The organism is Streptomyces sp. B15 (assembly GCF_018070605.1).
Taxonomy (GTDB): domain Bacteria; phylum Actinomycetota; class Actinomycetes; order Streptomycetales; family Streptomycetaceae; genus Streptomyces; species Streptomyces smyrnaeus.
Map to the genome: position 1 here is coordinate 23,264 of NZ_JAGPXJ010000014.1, position 14,250 is coordinate 37,513.

15 protein-coding genes and 1 pseudogene are annotated in these 14,250 nt (G+C 71.1%); 1 reads left to right on the forward strand and 15 read right to left on the reverse strand.

The window, feature by feature from the left end; all coding sequences use genetic code 11:
• Positions 1-45 precede the first annotated feature (45 nt).
• From whiG to KBY19_RS09375, 15 genes and pseudogenes are all read right to left on the reverse strand, one after another.
• Positions 46-900 (reverse strand): RNA polymerase sigma factor WhiG, encoded by an 855-nt coding sequence (gene whiG / locus KBY19_RS09305; RefSeq protein WP_099884626.1) that lies wholly within the window; start codon positions 898-900, stop codon positions 46-48.
• 298 nt (positions 901-1,198) lie between these two features.
• On the reverse strand, positions 1,199-2,398 hold the full coding sequence (gene dprA / locus KBY19_RS09310) for a DNA-processing protein DprA (RefSeq protein WP_210965577.1): 1,200 nt from the start codon (positions 2,396-2,398) through the stop codon (positions 1,199-1,201).
• Entirely contained in the window at positions 2,395-4,014 is a 1,620-nt protein-coding gene (locus KBY19_RS09315) for a YifB family Mg chelatase-like AAA ATPase (protein WP_210965578.1), read from the reverse strand. The genes dprA and KBY19_RS09315 overlap by 4 nt, the downstream gene beginning before the upstream one ends.
• On the reverse strand, positions 4,014-4,370 hold the full coding sequence (locus tag KBY19_RS09320) for a YraN family protein (RefSeq protein WP_185019529.1): 357 nt from the start codon (positions 4,368-4,370) through the stop codon (positions 4,014-4,016). The genes KBY19_RS09315 and KBY19_RS09320 overlap by 1 nt, the downstream gene beginning before the upstream one ends.
• Positions 4,371-4,792: 422 nt before the next feature.
• Positions 4,793-5,116, reverse strand: a complete 324-nt coding sequence (locus KBY19_RS09325) for a DUF2469 domain-containing protein (protein ID WP_027735391.1) — start codon at positions 5,114-5,116, stop codon at positions 4,793-4,795.
• Between the two features lie 39 nt (positions 5,117-5,155).
• Complete coding sequence (gene lepB / locus KBY19_RS09330) at positions 5,156-5,896, reverse strand: signal peptidase I (RefSeq protein ID WP_185018242.1); 741 nt, start codon at positions 5,894-5,896, stop codon at positions 5,156-5,158.
• Between the two features lie 86 nt (positions 5,897-5,982).
• The gene (lepB, locus tag KBY19_RS09335) at positions 5,983-7,050 is read right to left on the reverse strand and encodes a signal peptidase I (protein WP_099886815.1); all 1,068 of its coding nucleotides are present in this window, start codon (positions 7,048-7,050) and stop codon (positions 5,983-5,985) included.
• Positions 6,935-7,915 (reverse strand): annotated as a pseudogene (gene lepB / locus KBY19_RS09340) (signal peptidase I); the annotation flags it as partial. The pseudogene lepB (KBY19_RS09340) and the gene lepB (KBY19_RS09335), both read right to left, overlap by 116 nt.
• Before the next feature lie 448 nt (positions 7,916-8,363).
• Positions 8,364-9,080, reverse strand: a complete 717-nt coding sequence (gene lepB / locus KBY19_RS09345) for a signal peptidase I (protein ID WP_099884619.1) — start codon at positions 9,078-9,080, stop codon at positions 8,364-8,366.
• Between the two features lie 44 nt (positions 9,081-9,124).
• Positions 9,125-9,475 carry a 50S ribosomal protein L19 gene (gene rplS, locus KBY19_RS09350; RefSeq protein ID WP_099884617.1) on the reverse strand — a complete coding sequence of 117 codons (351 nt, stop codon included), beginning with the start codon at positions 9,473-9,475 and terminating at the stop codon, positions 9,125-9,127.
• Positions 9,476-9,662: 187 nt separating this feature from the next.
• Entirely contained in the window at positions 9,663-10,577 is a 915-nt protein-coding gene (gene trmD / locus KBY19_RS09355) for a tRNA (guanosine(37)-N1)-methyltransferase TrmD (RefSeq protein WP_099884615.1), read from the reverse strand.
• Positions 10,574-11,197, reverse strand: coding sequence for a ribosome maturation factor RimM (rimM, locus tag KBY19_RS09360; protein WP_210965579.1), 624 nt, complete (start codon positions 11,195-11,197; stop codon positions 10,574-10,576). Before rimM ends, trmD begins: the two co-directional genes overlap by 4 nt.
• A 130-nt stretch (positions 11,198-11,327) precedes the next feature.
• Positions 11,328-11,567 carry an RNA-binding protein gene (locus tag KBY19_RS09365; RefSeq protein ID WP_099884612.1) on the reverse strand — a complete coding sequence of 80 codons (240 nt, stop codon included), beginning with the start codon at positions 11,565-11,567 and terminating at the stop codon, positions 11,328-11,330.
• A 2-nt stretch (positions 11,568-11,569) separates the two neighbouring features.
• Positions 11,570-12,037: a 30S ribosomal protein S16 gene (rpsP, locus tag KBY19_RS09370; RefSeq protein ID WP_099884610.1), complete on the reverse strand. Its 468-nt coding sequence runs from the start codon at positions 12,035-12,037 to the stop codon at positions 11,570-11,572.
• Positions 12,038-12,331: 294 nt separating this feature from the next.
• On the reverse strand, positions 12,332-13,003 hold the full coding sequence (locus KBY19_RS09375; RefSeq protein ID WP_099884608.1) for a hypothetical protein: 672 nt from the start codon (positions 13,001-13,003) through the stop codon (positions 12,332-12,334).
• 397 nt (positions 13,004-13,400) lie between these two features.
• On the opposite strand from KBY19_RS09375, the gene KBY19_RS09380 reads away from it, so the two are divergent.
• A complete protein-coding gene (locus KBY19_RS09380; protein WP_210965580.1) occupies positions 13,401-14,225 on the forward strand; it encodes an SAM-dependent methyltransferase in 825 nt (274 codons plus the stop codon).
• Positions 14,226-14,250: the final 25 nt, after the last annotated feature.

Below are 14,250 nucleotides of genomic sequence, written 5' to 3' on the forward strand. Positions count from 1 at the left end.
GAGAGGGGGTCGAGAGTTGCACGGGTCCCGGGCGACCGGACTCGGTCAGCGGCCCGCGTCGGCGAGTTTGGCGCGAAGCTGCAGAACCGATTTGGTGTGGATCTGGCTGACTCTGCTCTCGGTGACGCCGAGCACCTGGCCGATCTCGGCGAGGGTGAGCCCTTCGTAGTAGTAGAGCGTCACGACGGTCTTCTCGCGCTCGGGCAGCGTGTTGATGGCCCGCGCCAGCAGCCGCCGCAGCTCGCGGTCCTCGGCGACCTCGACGGGGTTGTCGGCGGCCGTGTCCTCCAGGGTGTCCACCAGGCTGAGCCGGTCACCGCCGTCACCGCCGACATGCAGCAGCTCCTCCAGGGCCACGACGTTGGCCAGGGACAACTGGCTGAAGACGCCGTGCAGTTCCTCCGTCTCGATGCCCATCTCCTCGGCGACCTCCGCCTCGGAGGGGCTGCGCCGGAGCCTGGCCTCCAAGGTGGCGTAGGCGCGTTCCACCGCACGGGCCTTCTGCCGTACCGAGCGGGGGATCCAGTCCAGGGCGCGCAGTTCGTCGATCATGGCGCCCCGGATGCGTGTGATGGCGTAGGTCTCGAACTTGATCGAGCGGGAGGGGTCGAACTTCTCGATGGCGTCGATGAGTCCGAAGACTCCGGAGGAGACGAAGTCGGCCTGCTCGACGTTGGGCGGCAGGCCCACACTCACCCTGCCCGCGACGTATTTGACCAGCGGCGAGTAGTGCAGGATGAGCTGTTCGCGCAGCCTGCTGTCCGCCGTGGCCTTGTAGGACCGCCAGAGTTCATCCAGCGAGCTGGGCGCAGTCCTGGGCGTGTCGTCATCGACCACGGTGCGTGCGGCTGCGGCGGCCGCTGCGGCTGTGCGGTCGGGCCCGGAGATGTGCTGAGGCATACGTCGCCTTGAGCCGTTCTGCTGGGTAGTGGTGGTCTGTCGGTGTACGGAATCGTGTGTCTCGTTGGAGATGATGTGAGCGTAGCGTGACCGCAAGGTCGCGGTGTGCGACGTAACGTTCTTTCCCCTCCGCGCTGGCGTGCTCCTTTCCGCGGTGGCTCGGCGTGGCCGGGAGCGGGCGCGGTGCGGATGACCGGGCACGGGGCCGGGGTGCGATGCCCCACGAGGCCCATGCCGCCCCGGCGGGCGCGCACAGCTCAGCCTTTCACCCGATAGCCCCAGGTCAAGGACCGCCTCATCACCCGATGGAGTGCCCCTTACGGCGCGGCGTCAACTGCCAGCGGTCGCCGTCGCGTTCGACGAAGCCGAGCGCCCGCAGCTCATGGAGCCGGGCGAGGGCTTCGCCCGGCGGGACACCCGCGGAGCATGCGATGCGGGCCGGGTCGCTCGTACCACGCCCGGGAAGCGCCTCAAGTACCCGCGCCGCACCGGGACTCAGCGCGTCGCGCGGCACGGCCGGTCCCCGCCGTTCGGGGGCCAGCTCCCCCATCATGCCCACCTGCTCGATCACTTCGGCGACGTCGGTGACCACAGTGGCCTCACCTCGCAGGAGTTCATGCACCCCCTGAGAGAGCCCCGAGGTGACCGGCCCCGGCACCCCCATCAGCTGCCGGCCCAACCCGAGGGCGCGGCGGGCCGTGACCAGCGCCCCGCTGCGCAGGGCCGCCTCCACCACAACCGTTCCACGGGTGAGTGCGGCGATCACCCGGTTCCGCAGCACGAACCGGCTGCGGGTCGGATGGTCCCCGGGCGGCAGCTCGGCGACGAGCAACCCGCGCTCCGCCAGCGTGCGGATCAACTCCTGGTTGCCGGGCGGATAGGCGACGTCGACGCCGCACGCGAGCACCCCGAGAGTGGGTCCCCGCACGGCCAGGGCCCCGCGATGCGCGGCGGCGTCGACGCCGTAGGCCGCGCCGGACACCACCGTCCAGCCCCGTTCGGCGAGCCCCGCGCCCAGCACGGCCGCGCAGTGCGCGCCGTACTCGGTGCAGGACCGGGCACCGACGACGGCCACCGAGCGCAGCGCCCACACGCGCAGCGAGGCCGCTCCCCGCACCCATAGCCCGAACGGTCCGGCATGGCCCAGGTCGTCGAGCTGACGCGGCCACTCGGTGTCCCCCGGACAGATGAAGCGGCCACCGTGCTCGGCGATCGCGGTCAGGTCCTGGTGCGGCCGGGCGCGGGCCGCGCGCAGCCGCAGCCCGGCCCACCGTCGCTCCCCCGCCCCGCTGAGTGCCGGTCCGCTCCCGCTCACCGCCTCCACCACCTCGCAGGCGCCGTATGTGGCGAGCCACCGCCCGACGAGTTCGTCACCCGGCTCGGCGATCCGCGTCAGCGCCGCCCGCGCGAGGCGCTCCGGTCCGGCCCCTCCCAGGGCGGTTCCCGCACCCTCCGGACCAGGGAACCCGGCGCCCGGTCGCAGGTGCTCGGCCGTCATACCGGGATCTCCCGCGCCCGGACGACGCCCCGGCGGATGCCGGTCCTCAGCTCCAGGGCGCAGTTGACGTCGTCACGGGTGGGCCGGGGGTGGCCCGCGAGGTCGGCGACCGTCCAGGCGACCCGCAGTACCCGGTCCAAACCACGTGCGGTGAGCAGGCCGCGTTCCAGGTCGTCCTCGGCTTCGGCCAGCGCGCCGGGAAGGACGGGGTGGCGGGTGCGCAGTTCGTGGCCGGGGACCTCGCTGTTGGTCTTCCACGGGGTTTCGGCGTACCGCGCCGCCGCGCGCTCCCTGGCCTCCAGCACGCGGGCGGCCACCACGGCGGTGGACTCGGCACGACCGTCGACCGCGGCCAGTTCGGAGCGGGAGAGAGGTTCCACACCGACCCGGAGGTCGACGCGGTCGAGCAGCGGACCGGACAGCCGCGCACGGTAGCGGCGCACCGAGGCGGGCCGGCACTCGCATCCGCCGACGGTGCTGCCGTGCCGTCCGCACGGGCAGGGATTCGCCGCCAGCGCGAGCAGGAACCGGGCGGGCATCCGCATCATTCCCGCTGCCCGGGCCACGACGATGTACCCCGACTCCAAGGGCTGCCGCATGGCATCCAGGACCTGGGCCCCGCATTCTGCGGCCTCGTCCAGAAAGAGCACTCCGTGGTGAGCGAGGGAGACGGCGCCGGGACGGGGCAGACCGGAGCCGCCGCCGACGAGCGCCGCCATGGTGGCCGAGTGGTGAGGAGCACAGTACGGGGGCCGGGCCACCAGTGGCTGCCCCGGAGGCAGGGCGCCCGCGACGGAGTGAACGGCCGTCACCTCCAGCGACTCCTTCCGGCTGAGCGGTGGCAGCAGCCCGGGCAGCCGTTCGGCGAGCATGGTCTTCCCGGCCCCCGGCGGCCCTTTGAAATAGATGTGGTGCCGTCCGGCCGCGGCGATCTCCAGGGCGCGGCGCGCATGGTGCTGCCCTGCGACATCCGCGAGGTCCACGGGGCGCTCCTCACCCAGCAGGCCGGTCAGTCCCGGCGCCGCCATGGGCAGTCCGGCCAGCCCGGCGCGGGCGGCGTCCGGCAGCCCGTCACCGGCCCGGTCGGGCTCCTCCGGCACCGGCTCGTCGGTCAGCACCGCGATCAGCTGGCGCAGGCTGCGCACTCCGAGCACCGAAACGTCCGGGACCAGCGCCGCCTCCGCCGCCGTCTGCTCGGGGACGACCACCTGCCGGTACCCCGCGTCGGCCGCCGCCAGCACGGCGGGAAGGACTCCGCGCACCGGCAGCACCCTGCCGTCCAGTCCCAGCTCGCCGATCATCACGACGTCGGCGATCTCCCGCGGGTCGATCCGTTCCGCCGCCGCGAGCACAGCGCAGGCGACCGCGATGTCGAACCCGCTGCCGCCCTTGGGCACCGAGGCCGGACTGAGACCGACGGTGAGCTTCTTCTGCGGCCAGGGCACATCCGAGTTCACCACCGCCGCCCGCACCCGGTCCCGGCTCTCCGTCAGGCTCTTGTCGGGCAGTCCGACGAGGGTGAAGGCGGCGACGCCCGGCTCCAGATCCGCCTGGACCTCGACCAGTACGCCCTCGACCCCCACGAGTGCGACCGCGCACGTACGTGCGAACCCCATCAGCCGATCCCCCGTACGTGCTGTACGACAGGGGCACCTCGGTCGGGCAGCACGACGCCGACCAGATCGATCCGCACCCCGCCGGTGGGTGGGCGGCCGTAGCGGGCGACCCAGCACTCGGTGAGCCAGCGCGCCGCCAGCCGGCGCAGCCGGGCCGTCTTCGCCGGCGGCAGACTCTCCATGGGGTCCTGGAAGGGGGTGGCCCTGCGGGTCTTGACCTCGCAGATCACCACGGCATCCGCATCGCGGGCGATGATGTCGATCTCGCCCTCCGCGCGGCGCCAGTTGCGTTCGAGGATCGCCATGCCCGCTTGGCGCAACCGGCGGGCCGCCAGGTCTTCCCCGTACCGCCCCAGGGCTCCCTTCGCGCAGGTCGGAGCCGGGGTCCGCGGTGGCTCCGCACTCCGCTGCCCGGCGCCCCGGCGCTGTGCACCGCGCCGTCCGTGACCGGTGCGTTTCCTGCCCGGGCGGGCCCTGCGCGGGTGTTCCCTGCCCGGGTTCTCCCCGTGCGGGGCTTCCCGGTGCGGCGGGTGTTGTCCCCTCCGGTGTTCTTCTTCCGTGCGAGCCGTGCTCGTCTGTTCGGCACCAGGGTGCTCGATACCAGGGTGCCCGGTACCAGGGTGCTCGGTGCTCCGCGCTTGGCCGGTGTTCATACGGCACCACCTCCGACGCCGACTGTGGCGGCATCGGAGGTGGCTCAGGGATCTTGCTCGTTTTCTGTGGAGAACCCGGCGGTTGTGGACAACTCCGTCACTCGCCCGGGTGAGGCCCGGCGGCGCTACCCCTTGAAGCCCGAGTCCTCCGGCAGGTCCAGCTCGCTCTTGTTGAGCTCCTCGATATTCACGTCCTTGAACGTGAGTACCCGTACCTGTTTGACGAACCGGGCCGGCCTGTACATGTCCCAGACCCAGGCGTCCGCCATCGACACCTCGAAGAAGACCTCGCCCTGTACCGAGTGGACCTGCATCTCGTAGTCGTTGGTCAGATAGAAACGCCGGTCGGTCTCGATCACGTATTTGAACAGCCCGACGACATCTCTGTACTCCCTGTAGAGCTTGAGCTCCATCTCGGTCTCGTACTTTTCGAGGTCCTCGGCGCTCATGGCATGTTCCCCTTCAGCCGTGCGTCCCCCCATTGTGCGTCACCCCGGACGGCGTCGGGCCGAAGTCGCACGGCGCCGCGCGAGCGGTCCGTACGCGGCACCGCCCAGTACCAGGACGGCGCCCACGATCACGGCCGTCAGCGCCAGCGGGAGCGGTCCGCGATCCGAGGTGCCGCCGGGCATGTCGGCGAACCCGTCGGCCTTCGGCAGCATGCCGAAGGCACCGACGGGCCAGGCTATGGCGTCGACCCGGGCCTGGACGGCGGAGCGTGGAACGGCACCGTGGTCGGCGTCCTTCAGATGCACCCGGGAGTCGAGGGACGCCTCCCTGTTGTCCCCCAGCAGGAAGAGCTTTCCCTCGGGTACGCGGGTGGCTTCGAAGGGGCTCTGCGCGGCACGGCCGTGGGCACGCAGATAGGGCTCGTCGACGGGCTCGCCGTTGACGGTGAGCCGTCCGTCCCGGTCGCAGCACGCCACCTTGTCGCCGCCGACCCCCACGACCCGCTTGACCATGGGCACCGCACCCCACACCGAGTCCCGGAAGACGACGACGTCGCCGCGCCGCACCTCGTTGCCGTCCACGCGCTCGGCCAGTACCCGGGCACCGGACTGCACCGTCGGGTCCATGGAGTCGGTGGGCACCGTGTACGGCTGGTAGAGCACGGCGCCCCAGACGAAGCCGCCGAGGAAGAGGACGCACCCGAGGGCCACCGCCACTCCGGACAGTCGGTTGCCCAGGCGGCTGCGGCCCTCGTCGGTACGTTCTTCTGCCTTGCTCACTTCCGTACTCCCGGATCTCCCGCAGCGGCCCCGACGGTCTGCGCCGGCGCAGATCCGCCGACCCTACCGGGCAGTACTGGAAGCCGTCAGCCCTCGGAAGACGCGGACTGCTCCACGGCAGCGGACCCCGCCGGGCGAGCGGGCCGTGCCTTCAGCTGCAGCCGTCGGCGCCGCCACAGCACCAGCGGGACGGCGCCCGCGAGTCCGAGTGCGCCGGGCGCGGCGCTCAGCGCGCGGGACTGCACACCCTGCTGGTCGAAGGTCTCGGGCACCGGCAGCGTGCCCCAGCGGTTGATCGGCCACGCCTTGACGATCGCCCGGCCCACCACCTGCTTCTCCGGAACGAAGCCGTCACCGGGCTGGTTCTGGTGGTAGCGGGAGTCGAGGGAGTCCTGGCGGTGGTCGCCCATCACCCACAGCTTGCCCTTGGGCACCTTGACCGGGCCGAACGGCTTGTCGTCGCAAGGAGTGTTGCCGGGGTAGATGTACGACGACTCGTTCAAAGCGGTGCCGTTGACGTGGATCTTCCCGCCCTTCTTGCACTCCACGGTGTCCCCGCCGACCGCGATGACCCGCTTGATCAGGTCCTTCTCGTTGGCCGACGGCATCAGTCCGATGAAGCTGAGCGCCGTCTGGACGAAGTTCTCCTCCACATGGGCCTCGGGGAGCCAGCCGCCGGGATCGTGGAAGACGACGACCTCGCCGCGCTCGGGGGTGGACCCGAACCACGGCGTCAGTTTGTCGACCAGGACCCGGTCGCCGCGCTCGAGCGTCGGCTGCATCGAGTCGGAGGGAATGGAGAACGCCTGGACCAGGAAGGTCTTGATGATCAGGGCGAGGATGAGCGCGATGCCGATGAGCATCGGCAGTTCCTTCCAGAACGCGCGCTGCTTCTTCACCGGCTTCTTCTCACCCCGATCGTCGGCTCCGGTGTCCGGGTCGGACGCCTCGTGTCCGGGCTTCGCATCGGAGCCCCACGGGCCGTCCCCGTCGGCGCCGGAGCTCGCTGCCGTCCCGTCAGTATCGGCGGTCACACTGTCACTCTCTCTTTCCACGGCCGGTGGTCCTGCGTCGTCCGTCCTGCCATCCGTACCGTCCGCACCAGGACGTCCGTCCTCCGGGTACTCGGAACCGGAGCGCTTGCCGACCGCCAAGTCCCCCACGTCCACTCCTCACGCTGCGCATTCGCCTGTTCCGCCACCGGGACAGGCCCACCATTCCCATAACGAGCGGAAGTTCCGCGGAGAACGGGAGTTGCGCCACTCGATTGTCCCGGTTCACGTAGTCGGCGGCTGCCACGCCACCGGGTTCGGGCACCGAAGCGTAGGTTTCCGGCTCCTCGAGCCGCCTCCAGTGGTCGAACGGCCAAGCGATGACAATCGCTCTGCCAACGATTCGGTCCTCCCCGATCGTTCCTCGATCGGGTTCCTTCAAGTGGTAACGGGAGTCGGCGGAGTTGGCCCGGTGGTCACCCATCACAAAGACGCGTCCCACGGGAACGGCCACCTTGAACTTCATCCGGGAGGGTTTGTTGCCCGGATGGATGTACGGCTCGTTCAGCGGTTCGCCGTTCACCGTGATACGGCCCTGCTTGTCGCAGCAGCGTACGGTGTCCCCGCCGACGCCGACGACCCGCTTGATCAGATCCTGCTCGTCGTCCGAGGGCAGCAGTCCGATGAACGTCAGGAACTCCTTGCCCTGCTTGATCCCCGCCGGTGGGTCCTGGGCGTCCTCCTTCTCGTCCTCCAGCCAACCGCCGGGGTCCTGGAAGACGACCACGTCGCCACGCTGCGGCTTGGAGCCGAACCACGGGGTGAGCTTGTCCACCAGCACCCGGTCCCCGATCCGGATGGTCTGCTCCATCGATCCGGAGGGGATCACGAACGCCTGGACGAGGAAGGTCTTGAGTACCCAGGCGATCAGCAGCGCGACGCCGACGAGCAGCGGGATCTCCTTGGTCGCGGAGAGCCTGCGGCGGCGTTTGATGCGCTTGGCAGCCCGCCTGCGGTCGGCCCGGCCCTGTCCGGGGCGGCGCAGCGACGATTCCTCGGCGCCCGCGCCCCCGGCTTCGCTCTCCGCCCCGTCGGCCGCTCTCTCCGCTCCGTCGGCCGCTGTTGCGGTGGGATCGGGAGGGGAGGGCGGCACATCGGTCTCGGGACGGTCGTACGGCCCGGAGGAGCAGTGGGGCTGGTGGGCGGCACCGGACGGGTGGGGCGGCGGGTAGCTGATCGGCTCGGAGTAGTAGCTGTTCGGCTCGGCGTAGTCGTACGGCTCCGTGTACGGGTACGGATGGTCGCTCGACCCCGGGTACGGGTGCGGCTGGTCGTACGGGTCCGCGCCAGGAACGCCGGATCCCTGGTGGCCGGGCCCCTGATGGCCGGGTCCCGAGTGCCCGTATCCGGAGTGACCCCGTCCGGAGTGCCCCCGAGCGGCCCCGTACCCGACCTCCCCGGCAGGGCGCTCGGGGTCAGCCATGGCCGCCGCCCGCTCCCGCCGACACCGAGCCGATGCGGGCGGGTGGCCAGCCGATCCAGTCGGCGCGCCCGATCACCCGTTCCACGGGGACGGTGCCGCCACCGGGTTCACCGAGGTGGTCGCGGGAGTCGCTGGACCGGGAGCGGTGGTCGCCCATCACCCACAGGCGTCCCTCGGGGACCCGTACATCGAAGGGCACGGCGGAGGGCGCGTTGCCGGAGTGCAGGTAGTCCTCGTCCACGGGCCGGCCGTTCACCTCGATCCTTCCCCGCTTGTCGCAGCAGCGCACGCGGTCGCCGCCGACCCCGATCACGCGCTTCACATAGTCGGTCTCGGAGGGCTGCGCCAGACCGGTCGCGGCACCCGCCTCGCGCAGCGCCGCCACCACCGGGTTGGCGTCGGGATCGGCCTCTCCCGCGAAGGAGTTGGTGCCGTCGAAGACCACGACGTCCCCGCGCCGCGGACCGTCGCCGAAGCGGTAGGCCAGCTTGTTGACCAGCACCCGGTCCCCGACACGCAGGGTCGGATCCATCGAGGAGCTCGGGATCAGAAAAGGTTGCACGATGAAGGCGCTCGTCAGCAAGAGCGCCACCAGTACGGAACCCGCCGACAGGCCCAGACGCACGGAGCGCGACCTGCCCTTCCTTCCCTGGTCGGGAACGGAAGAACGGTCGCGCTCCGGTTTGTCGTGCTGTTCCTCGGTCTCCATCGAGCGGAAGCCTAACCGGCCCGTCGGGCGCCGAGGACGCGAGCTCAGCTCTCGCGCTTCTCCTTGATCTTGGCGGCCTTGCCGCGCAGCTCACGCAGGTAGTACAGCTTGGCACGGCGGACGTCACCGCGGGTCACGACCTCGATCTTCTCGACGATCGGGGTGTGCACCGGGAAGGTGCGCTCGACGCCGACGCTGAAGCTGACCTTGCGGACCGTGAAGGTCTCGCGCACACCGGAGCCCTGGCGGCGGATGCAGACGCCCTTGAACTGCTGGACGCGGGAGCGGTTGCCCTCGATGACGCGGACGTGCACGTTGACCGTGTCGCCCGGGCGGAAGGCCGGTACGTCCTCGCGCAGGGATGCGGAGTCGACGCTGTCGAGAAGGTGGGACATGTCCGTCTGCTTTCTTCGCTGATGCCACAGGTCATCAACGGAATCGTGGTGGTGATCCGAGGAGCCGCCACTCTCGGCGGGCGTCGGTCCCCCTGTGGCAGGGTCGCGCGCCTGAGGTGAGGCAGCGGCCCATTCTTCCACGGGCCCGCCGCCCGGCCCAAATCGGCCACGCGTGCTTCACGGGGAGCTACTTTCCGGGACCGCCCTGGCCCCGGTCCTGATCCTGGTCCTGGCCCCGATCCTGGCCCCGCTCCGACTCCGACTCCGGCTCCGGCGGCTGCCCCGGGCCCGCCGCCTCGTCGGGGCCCGGGTGCCAGCGGCCGCCCGTGCCCTGCTGCCAGCCCAGCGCCTCCAGGGTCGCCCTGTCCTGCTTGTCGAGGGCTTCCGGGGCGCAGCGTTCGATCAGGTCGGGCCGGTTGGCGACCGTGCGTGCGAACGCCTGATCGCGGCGCCACCTGGCGATCCTGCCGTGGTGACCGCTCAGCAGCACTTCCGGGATGCCACGGCCGCGCCACTCGGGCGGCTTGGTGTAGACGGGCCCCTCCAGCAGGTTCGCCATGGTGCCGGGGGCGAACGAGTCGTCCTGGTGGGAGGCGGCGTTGCCGAGCACCCCGGGCAGCAGCCGGGCGATGGCCTCGACCATGACGAGGACGGGTGCTTCGCCGCCGGCGAGTACGTAGTCGCCGATGGAGACCTCGCGCACGTCCAGCCGGTCGGCGTACTCGTCGACGACGCGGCGGTCGATGCCCTCGTAGCGGGCCGGGGTGAACACCAGCCACGGCTTGTCCGCCAGCTCGACGGCCAGTTCCTGGGTGAAGGGACGGCCGCTGGGGGTGGGGACGACGAGCACGGGCGGCTCCTGGTCCGGCTCTTTCGCGGCCAGGACCGCATCCAGTGCCTCGCCCCAGGGTTCGGGCTTCATGACCATGCCGGGGCCGCCGCCGTAGGGGGTGTCGTCGACGGTGTGGTGCCGGTCGTACGTCCAGCTGCGCAGGTCGTGGATGCGGACGTCCAGTACGCCGCGCGCGCGGGCCTTGCCGACCAGCGAGACGTTGAGCGGCTCCAGATACTCGGGAAAGATCGTGACGACGTCGAGTCTCACCGGGAGCTCTCCTGGCCGCCGTCCCGACCGCGCTCCCGCCCGTGGTCCGCTCCGGTCTCCTCGGACTCCTCGGACTCCTCGGACTCCTCGGGCTCCTCAGTCTCCTCGACGTCCTCGCCGAGCAGACCGGGCGGCGGGTCGACGACGGCCCGCTGAGCCTCCAGATCGATCTTGGGGACGATCTCACCGACGAACGGGATCAGGACCTCGCCGCCGTCCTCACGCCGTACGACGAGCAGGTCCTGCGCGGGCAGGTGCGCGACGCTCTCGATCCGGCCGACGACCGTGCCGTCCACCGTGACGACCTCCAGGTCCTCCAGCTGGTGGTCGTAGAACTCCTCGGGGTCCTCGGGGCTCTCGTCCGGGTCGACCTCGGCGATGAGCAGGGTGTTGCGCAGGGCCTCGGCGGCGGTGCGGTCGCTCACCCCCTCGAAGCGCAGCAGCAGCCGTCCGCTGTGCACCCGTCCGGCGGCGATGGTGAGCGGCCCGACAGTGGGCGGGTCGGTGGCCAGCACGGCGCCGGGGGCGAGCCGCAGTTCGGGCTCGTCGGTCCTGACCTCGACCGTGACGTCGCCCTTGATGCCGTGGGCGCGACCGATCCGCGCGACGACTAGCTGCACTGTGCTTCTCCGTGCTCGGTTCCGTGCTCGGTGGGTTTGTGTGGCCCGCGGACAGGGGTGCGGGCGCGACAACGGGCCGGGGACGGCTTGGCTGCCGTCCCCGGCCCGTGCCGGTGCTGCATGCTGCGCTTCAGCGGACCTGGTCCACGTCGACGAGGTCGACGCGGATACCGCGGCCGCCGAGCGCTCCCACGACGGTGCGCAGAGCACGCGCGGTGCGGCCGTTACGGCCGATCACCTTGCCGAGGTCGTCGGGGTGCACCCGGACCTCCAGCACACGCCCGCGACGGAGGTTGCGGGACGCGATCTGCACTTCGTCGGGGTGGTCGACGATGCCCTTCACAAGGTGCTCGAGGGCCTCCTCGAGCATCCTCAGGCCTCGGTCGACTCGGTGGTGGCCGAAGCGTCGGCAGACTCGCCGGCGTCTGCCTTCTTGTCGGCCTTGTCAGCCTTGTCTGCCTTCTTCGCCTTGGGGGTGATGGCCTCACCCTTCGGCTCGTCGGCGGACTCCTTGGCGGCGGCCTCGAAGAGAACGCGCTTGTCGGCCTTCGGCTCGGCGACCTTCATCGGCTCCGGCGCGGGCAGGCCCTTGTACTTCTGCCAGTCACCGGTGACCTTGAGGATGGCCTCGACCGGCTCGGTCGGCTGGGCGCCGACGCTGAGCCAGTACTGCACCCGCTCCGAGTCGACCTCGATGCGCGAGGGGTTCTGCACCGGGTGGTACAGGCCGATCTCCTCGATGGCCCGGCCGTCACGGCGGGTACGGGAGTCGGCGACGATGATGCGGTAGTGAGGCGAACGGATCTTGCCCAGACGCTTCAGCTTGATCTTGACTGCCACTGGTGTGGTGTCTCCTGGTCTTGACGTGGGTGGACACGACGGGATGCCACGTGGGGTTGTAGCGCCGGGTGTCCGAATGGACGCGTCAGCCGGAGGAGAGAGGGGTCCTGTGCGGCTGCCGAGTTCAGCCGACCATGATGCCACACCGCGCGGGCCCGGCAGAAACCGCCCCGGGCCCACCCACCTGCCGCAGGCCTGACCGCACCTGCCGCGGGTCCGTCCGCACGTGTCCGTCCGCACGCGCCCCGGGCCCACCGCACGGCACGGCTCCCGGGCGCGCGAACGCGAGGGGTGTCAGCCGACGGCCATCGGCTCGGCTGCCGTCGCCGGTGCCGCTGCCGGCTCGGCGGGAATGCGGAACTGCTTTCCGCAGGCTCCGCACATGATCGGGGCCTGGGCCAGCACGGACGGGACGACGCGGACGTTGCGCCCGCAGTCGCAGACGGCCTTGACGCGGACACCGCCCCCGGAGGAGCCGTGCCGGGCTGCGGGCCCGCGGAAGCTGCGGCCGGTATCGGTCTCGGTGGCCGCGCTGTACGCCTTCAGCGCCCGCTGGAGGCGCTCGATAGTGGGGCGATAACGCCGTCGGGTCTCGGGCGTGAGCACCACGAGGGAGAAGCCGCTGCTGGGATGCGGCTCCTCGGGGTGATCAAGGCCGAGCTCCTCGGCGATCGCCAGGAATCGGCGGTTGTGGTAGCGGCCGGCTCGTGAGGTGTCCCGGATGCCGCGGGCCGCGGCGATGCCGTGGACTGCCTCGTGAAGCAGCCGTTCGAACGAGAGCCCGGTGCCGCAGGCGGACGAGGACTCTCCGATGAGTGATTCGGGCGCGGCCAGATCCGGCAGCTCGGGGTGGTGCCGTTGAATGTCGGCCCAGGCGGCTGCCAGCTCGGCGGCGAGAACTGGTGGTGTCGTGCTCACGTCGTTCCCAACGAGCGGAGGTGCCTCGGTGTTCCGATTACGGGGCATCGCAAATATTTTGCACGTACCAGTCAGTTCTCGGTGATGCACGAGGAGATGGGTGCGGGTACGCAGATCTGCGCCCAAGTCGCGCAGCCACCCCAAGCCGGGACGTATCACCGAGCGGAACGCGACATCCGGCCGGGTCTCGTCCGACCTCCTGTGATGGTACGGACGTTTGTGGCGTACTGCTGGATCGGACGACGGAAGTAGACGTTCTGAGCGTCCGTCTGCCCGGGCGGCTGTCCGGCGCGCGGCGGCTGAGGGGCGCACATAGGGGGCGCGGAAGACAACCCGGCGCACCCCCTGGACTCCCGGAAGGATACGCAGTTCCCTGGCATACGGGGCACGAGCACCACTCGGGGGACCAAAACGGCTGCACGGATCTTCGGATTGAAGCGTTGCGATGACACCCACGCTCGTACACCACCAGCAGCGGACCCACCTCCCGGCCGCCGGAAGCGCGGCCAGGGTGCGGGACTGGGCGGAGATCCAGGAACGGATGCTGGTTCCGCTCTACGAAGCGGTGTACGAACGGATGGAGACCGGGCCGGGGACACGAGTGCTCGGTCTCGGCTGCGGCACGGGGCTCGCGCTGCTGCTGGCGGCCGGCCGGGGCGCGGACGTACACGGCGCGGACGCGGACGCGGCCCGCCTCCAACTCGCCGGACAGCGACTGCTCGGTGCCGACGGGACGCCCGACCAGGCGCCCCGGCTCACCCACGGCACCACCCTGGAGGCGATCGAGGCGGTGGAGGCGTCGGACACCGGGCTGCGGCCGACGCTGGTGACGGCTTTCGGCGCACTGCCGCAGCCGGACGAGCTCGTACGGCTGCGGGCGGCACTCGGCCGCGGTGTCCCCGTCGTGGTGGCCGGCTGGGGCCCGGCGGAGCGGTGCGCCGCCGCGCCCGCGCTGCGGGTGGCGACCCGGCTGGCCGGGCCGGCCGAGGCCGGGCCCGACTGGTGCGGCCGGGACGACCTGGAAGAGCTGGCGGTACGCGGCGGGCTGCGACTGGAAGGGTCCGGCCGGGTGGCCTGCCCGTTCGGTTACGCGGACATGGAGGACGCGGTGCGCGGACTGCTGTCGACCGGGCTGTACGACAGTGCGGTCCGCGCGACCGACGAGGAGCAGGTGCTCAAGGAGCTGGTGGAGGCGCTCCATCCGCACCAGCGCGCGGACGGCACCGTGTGGATGCCGAACCTGTCCCGCTACGTCGTCGCCCGTACCTGACGGCTGCCCCGGCCGAACCCGGCGG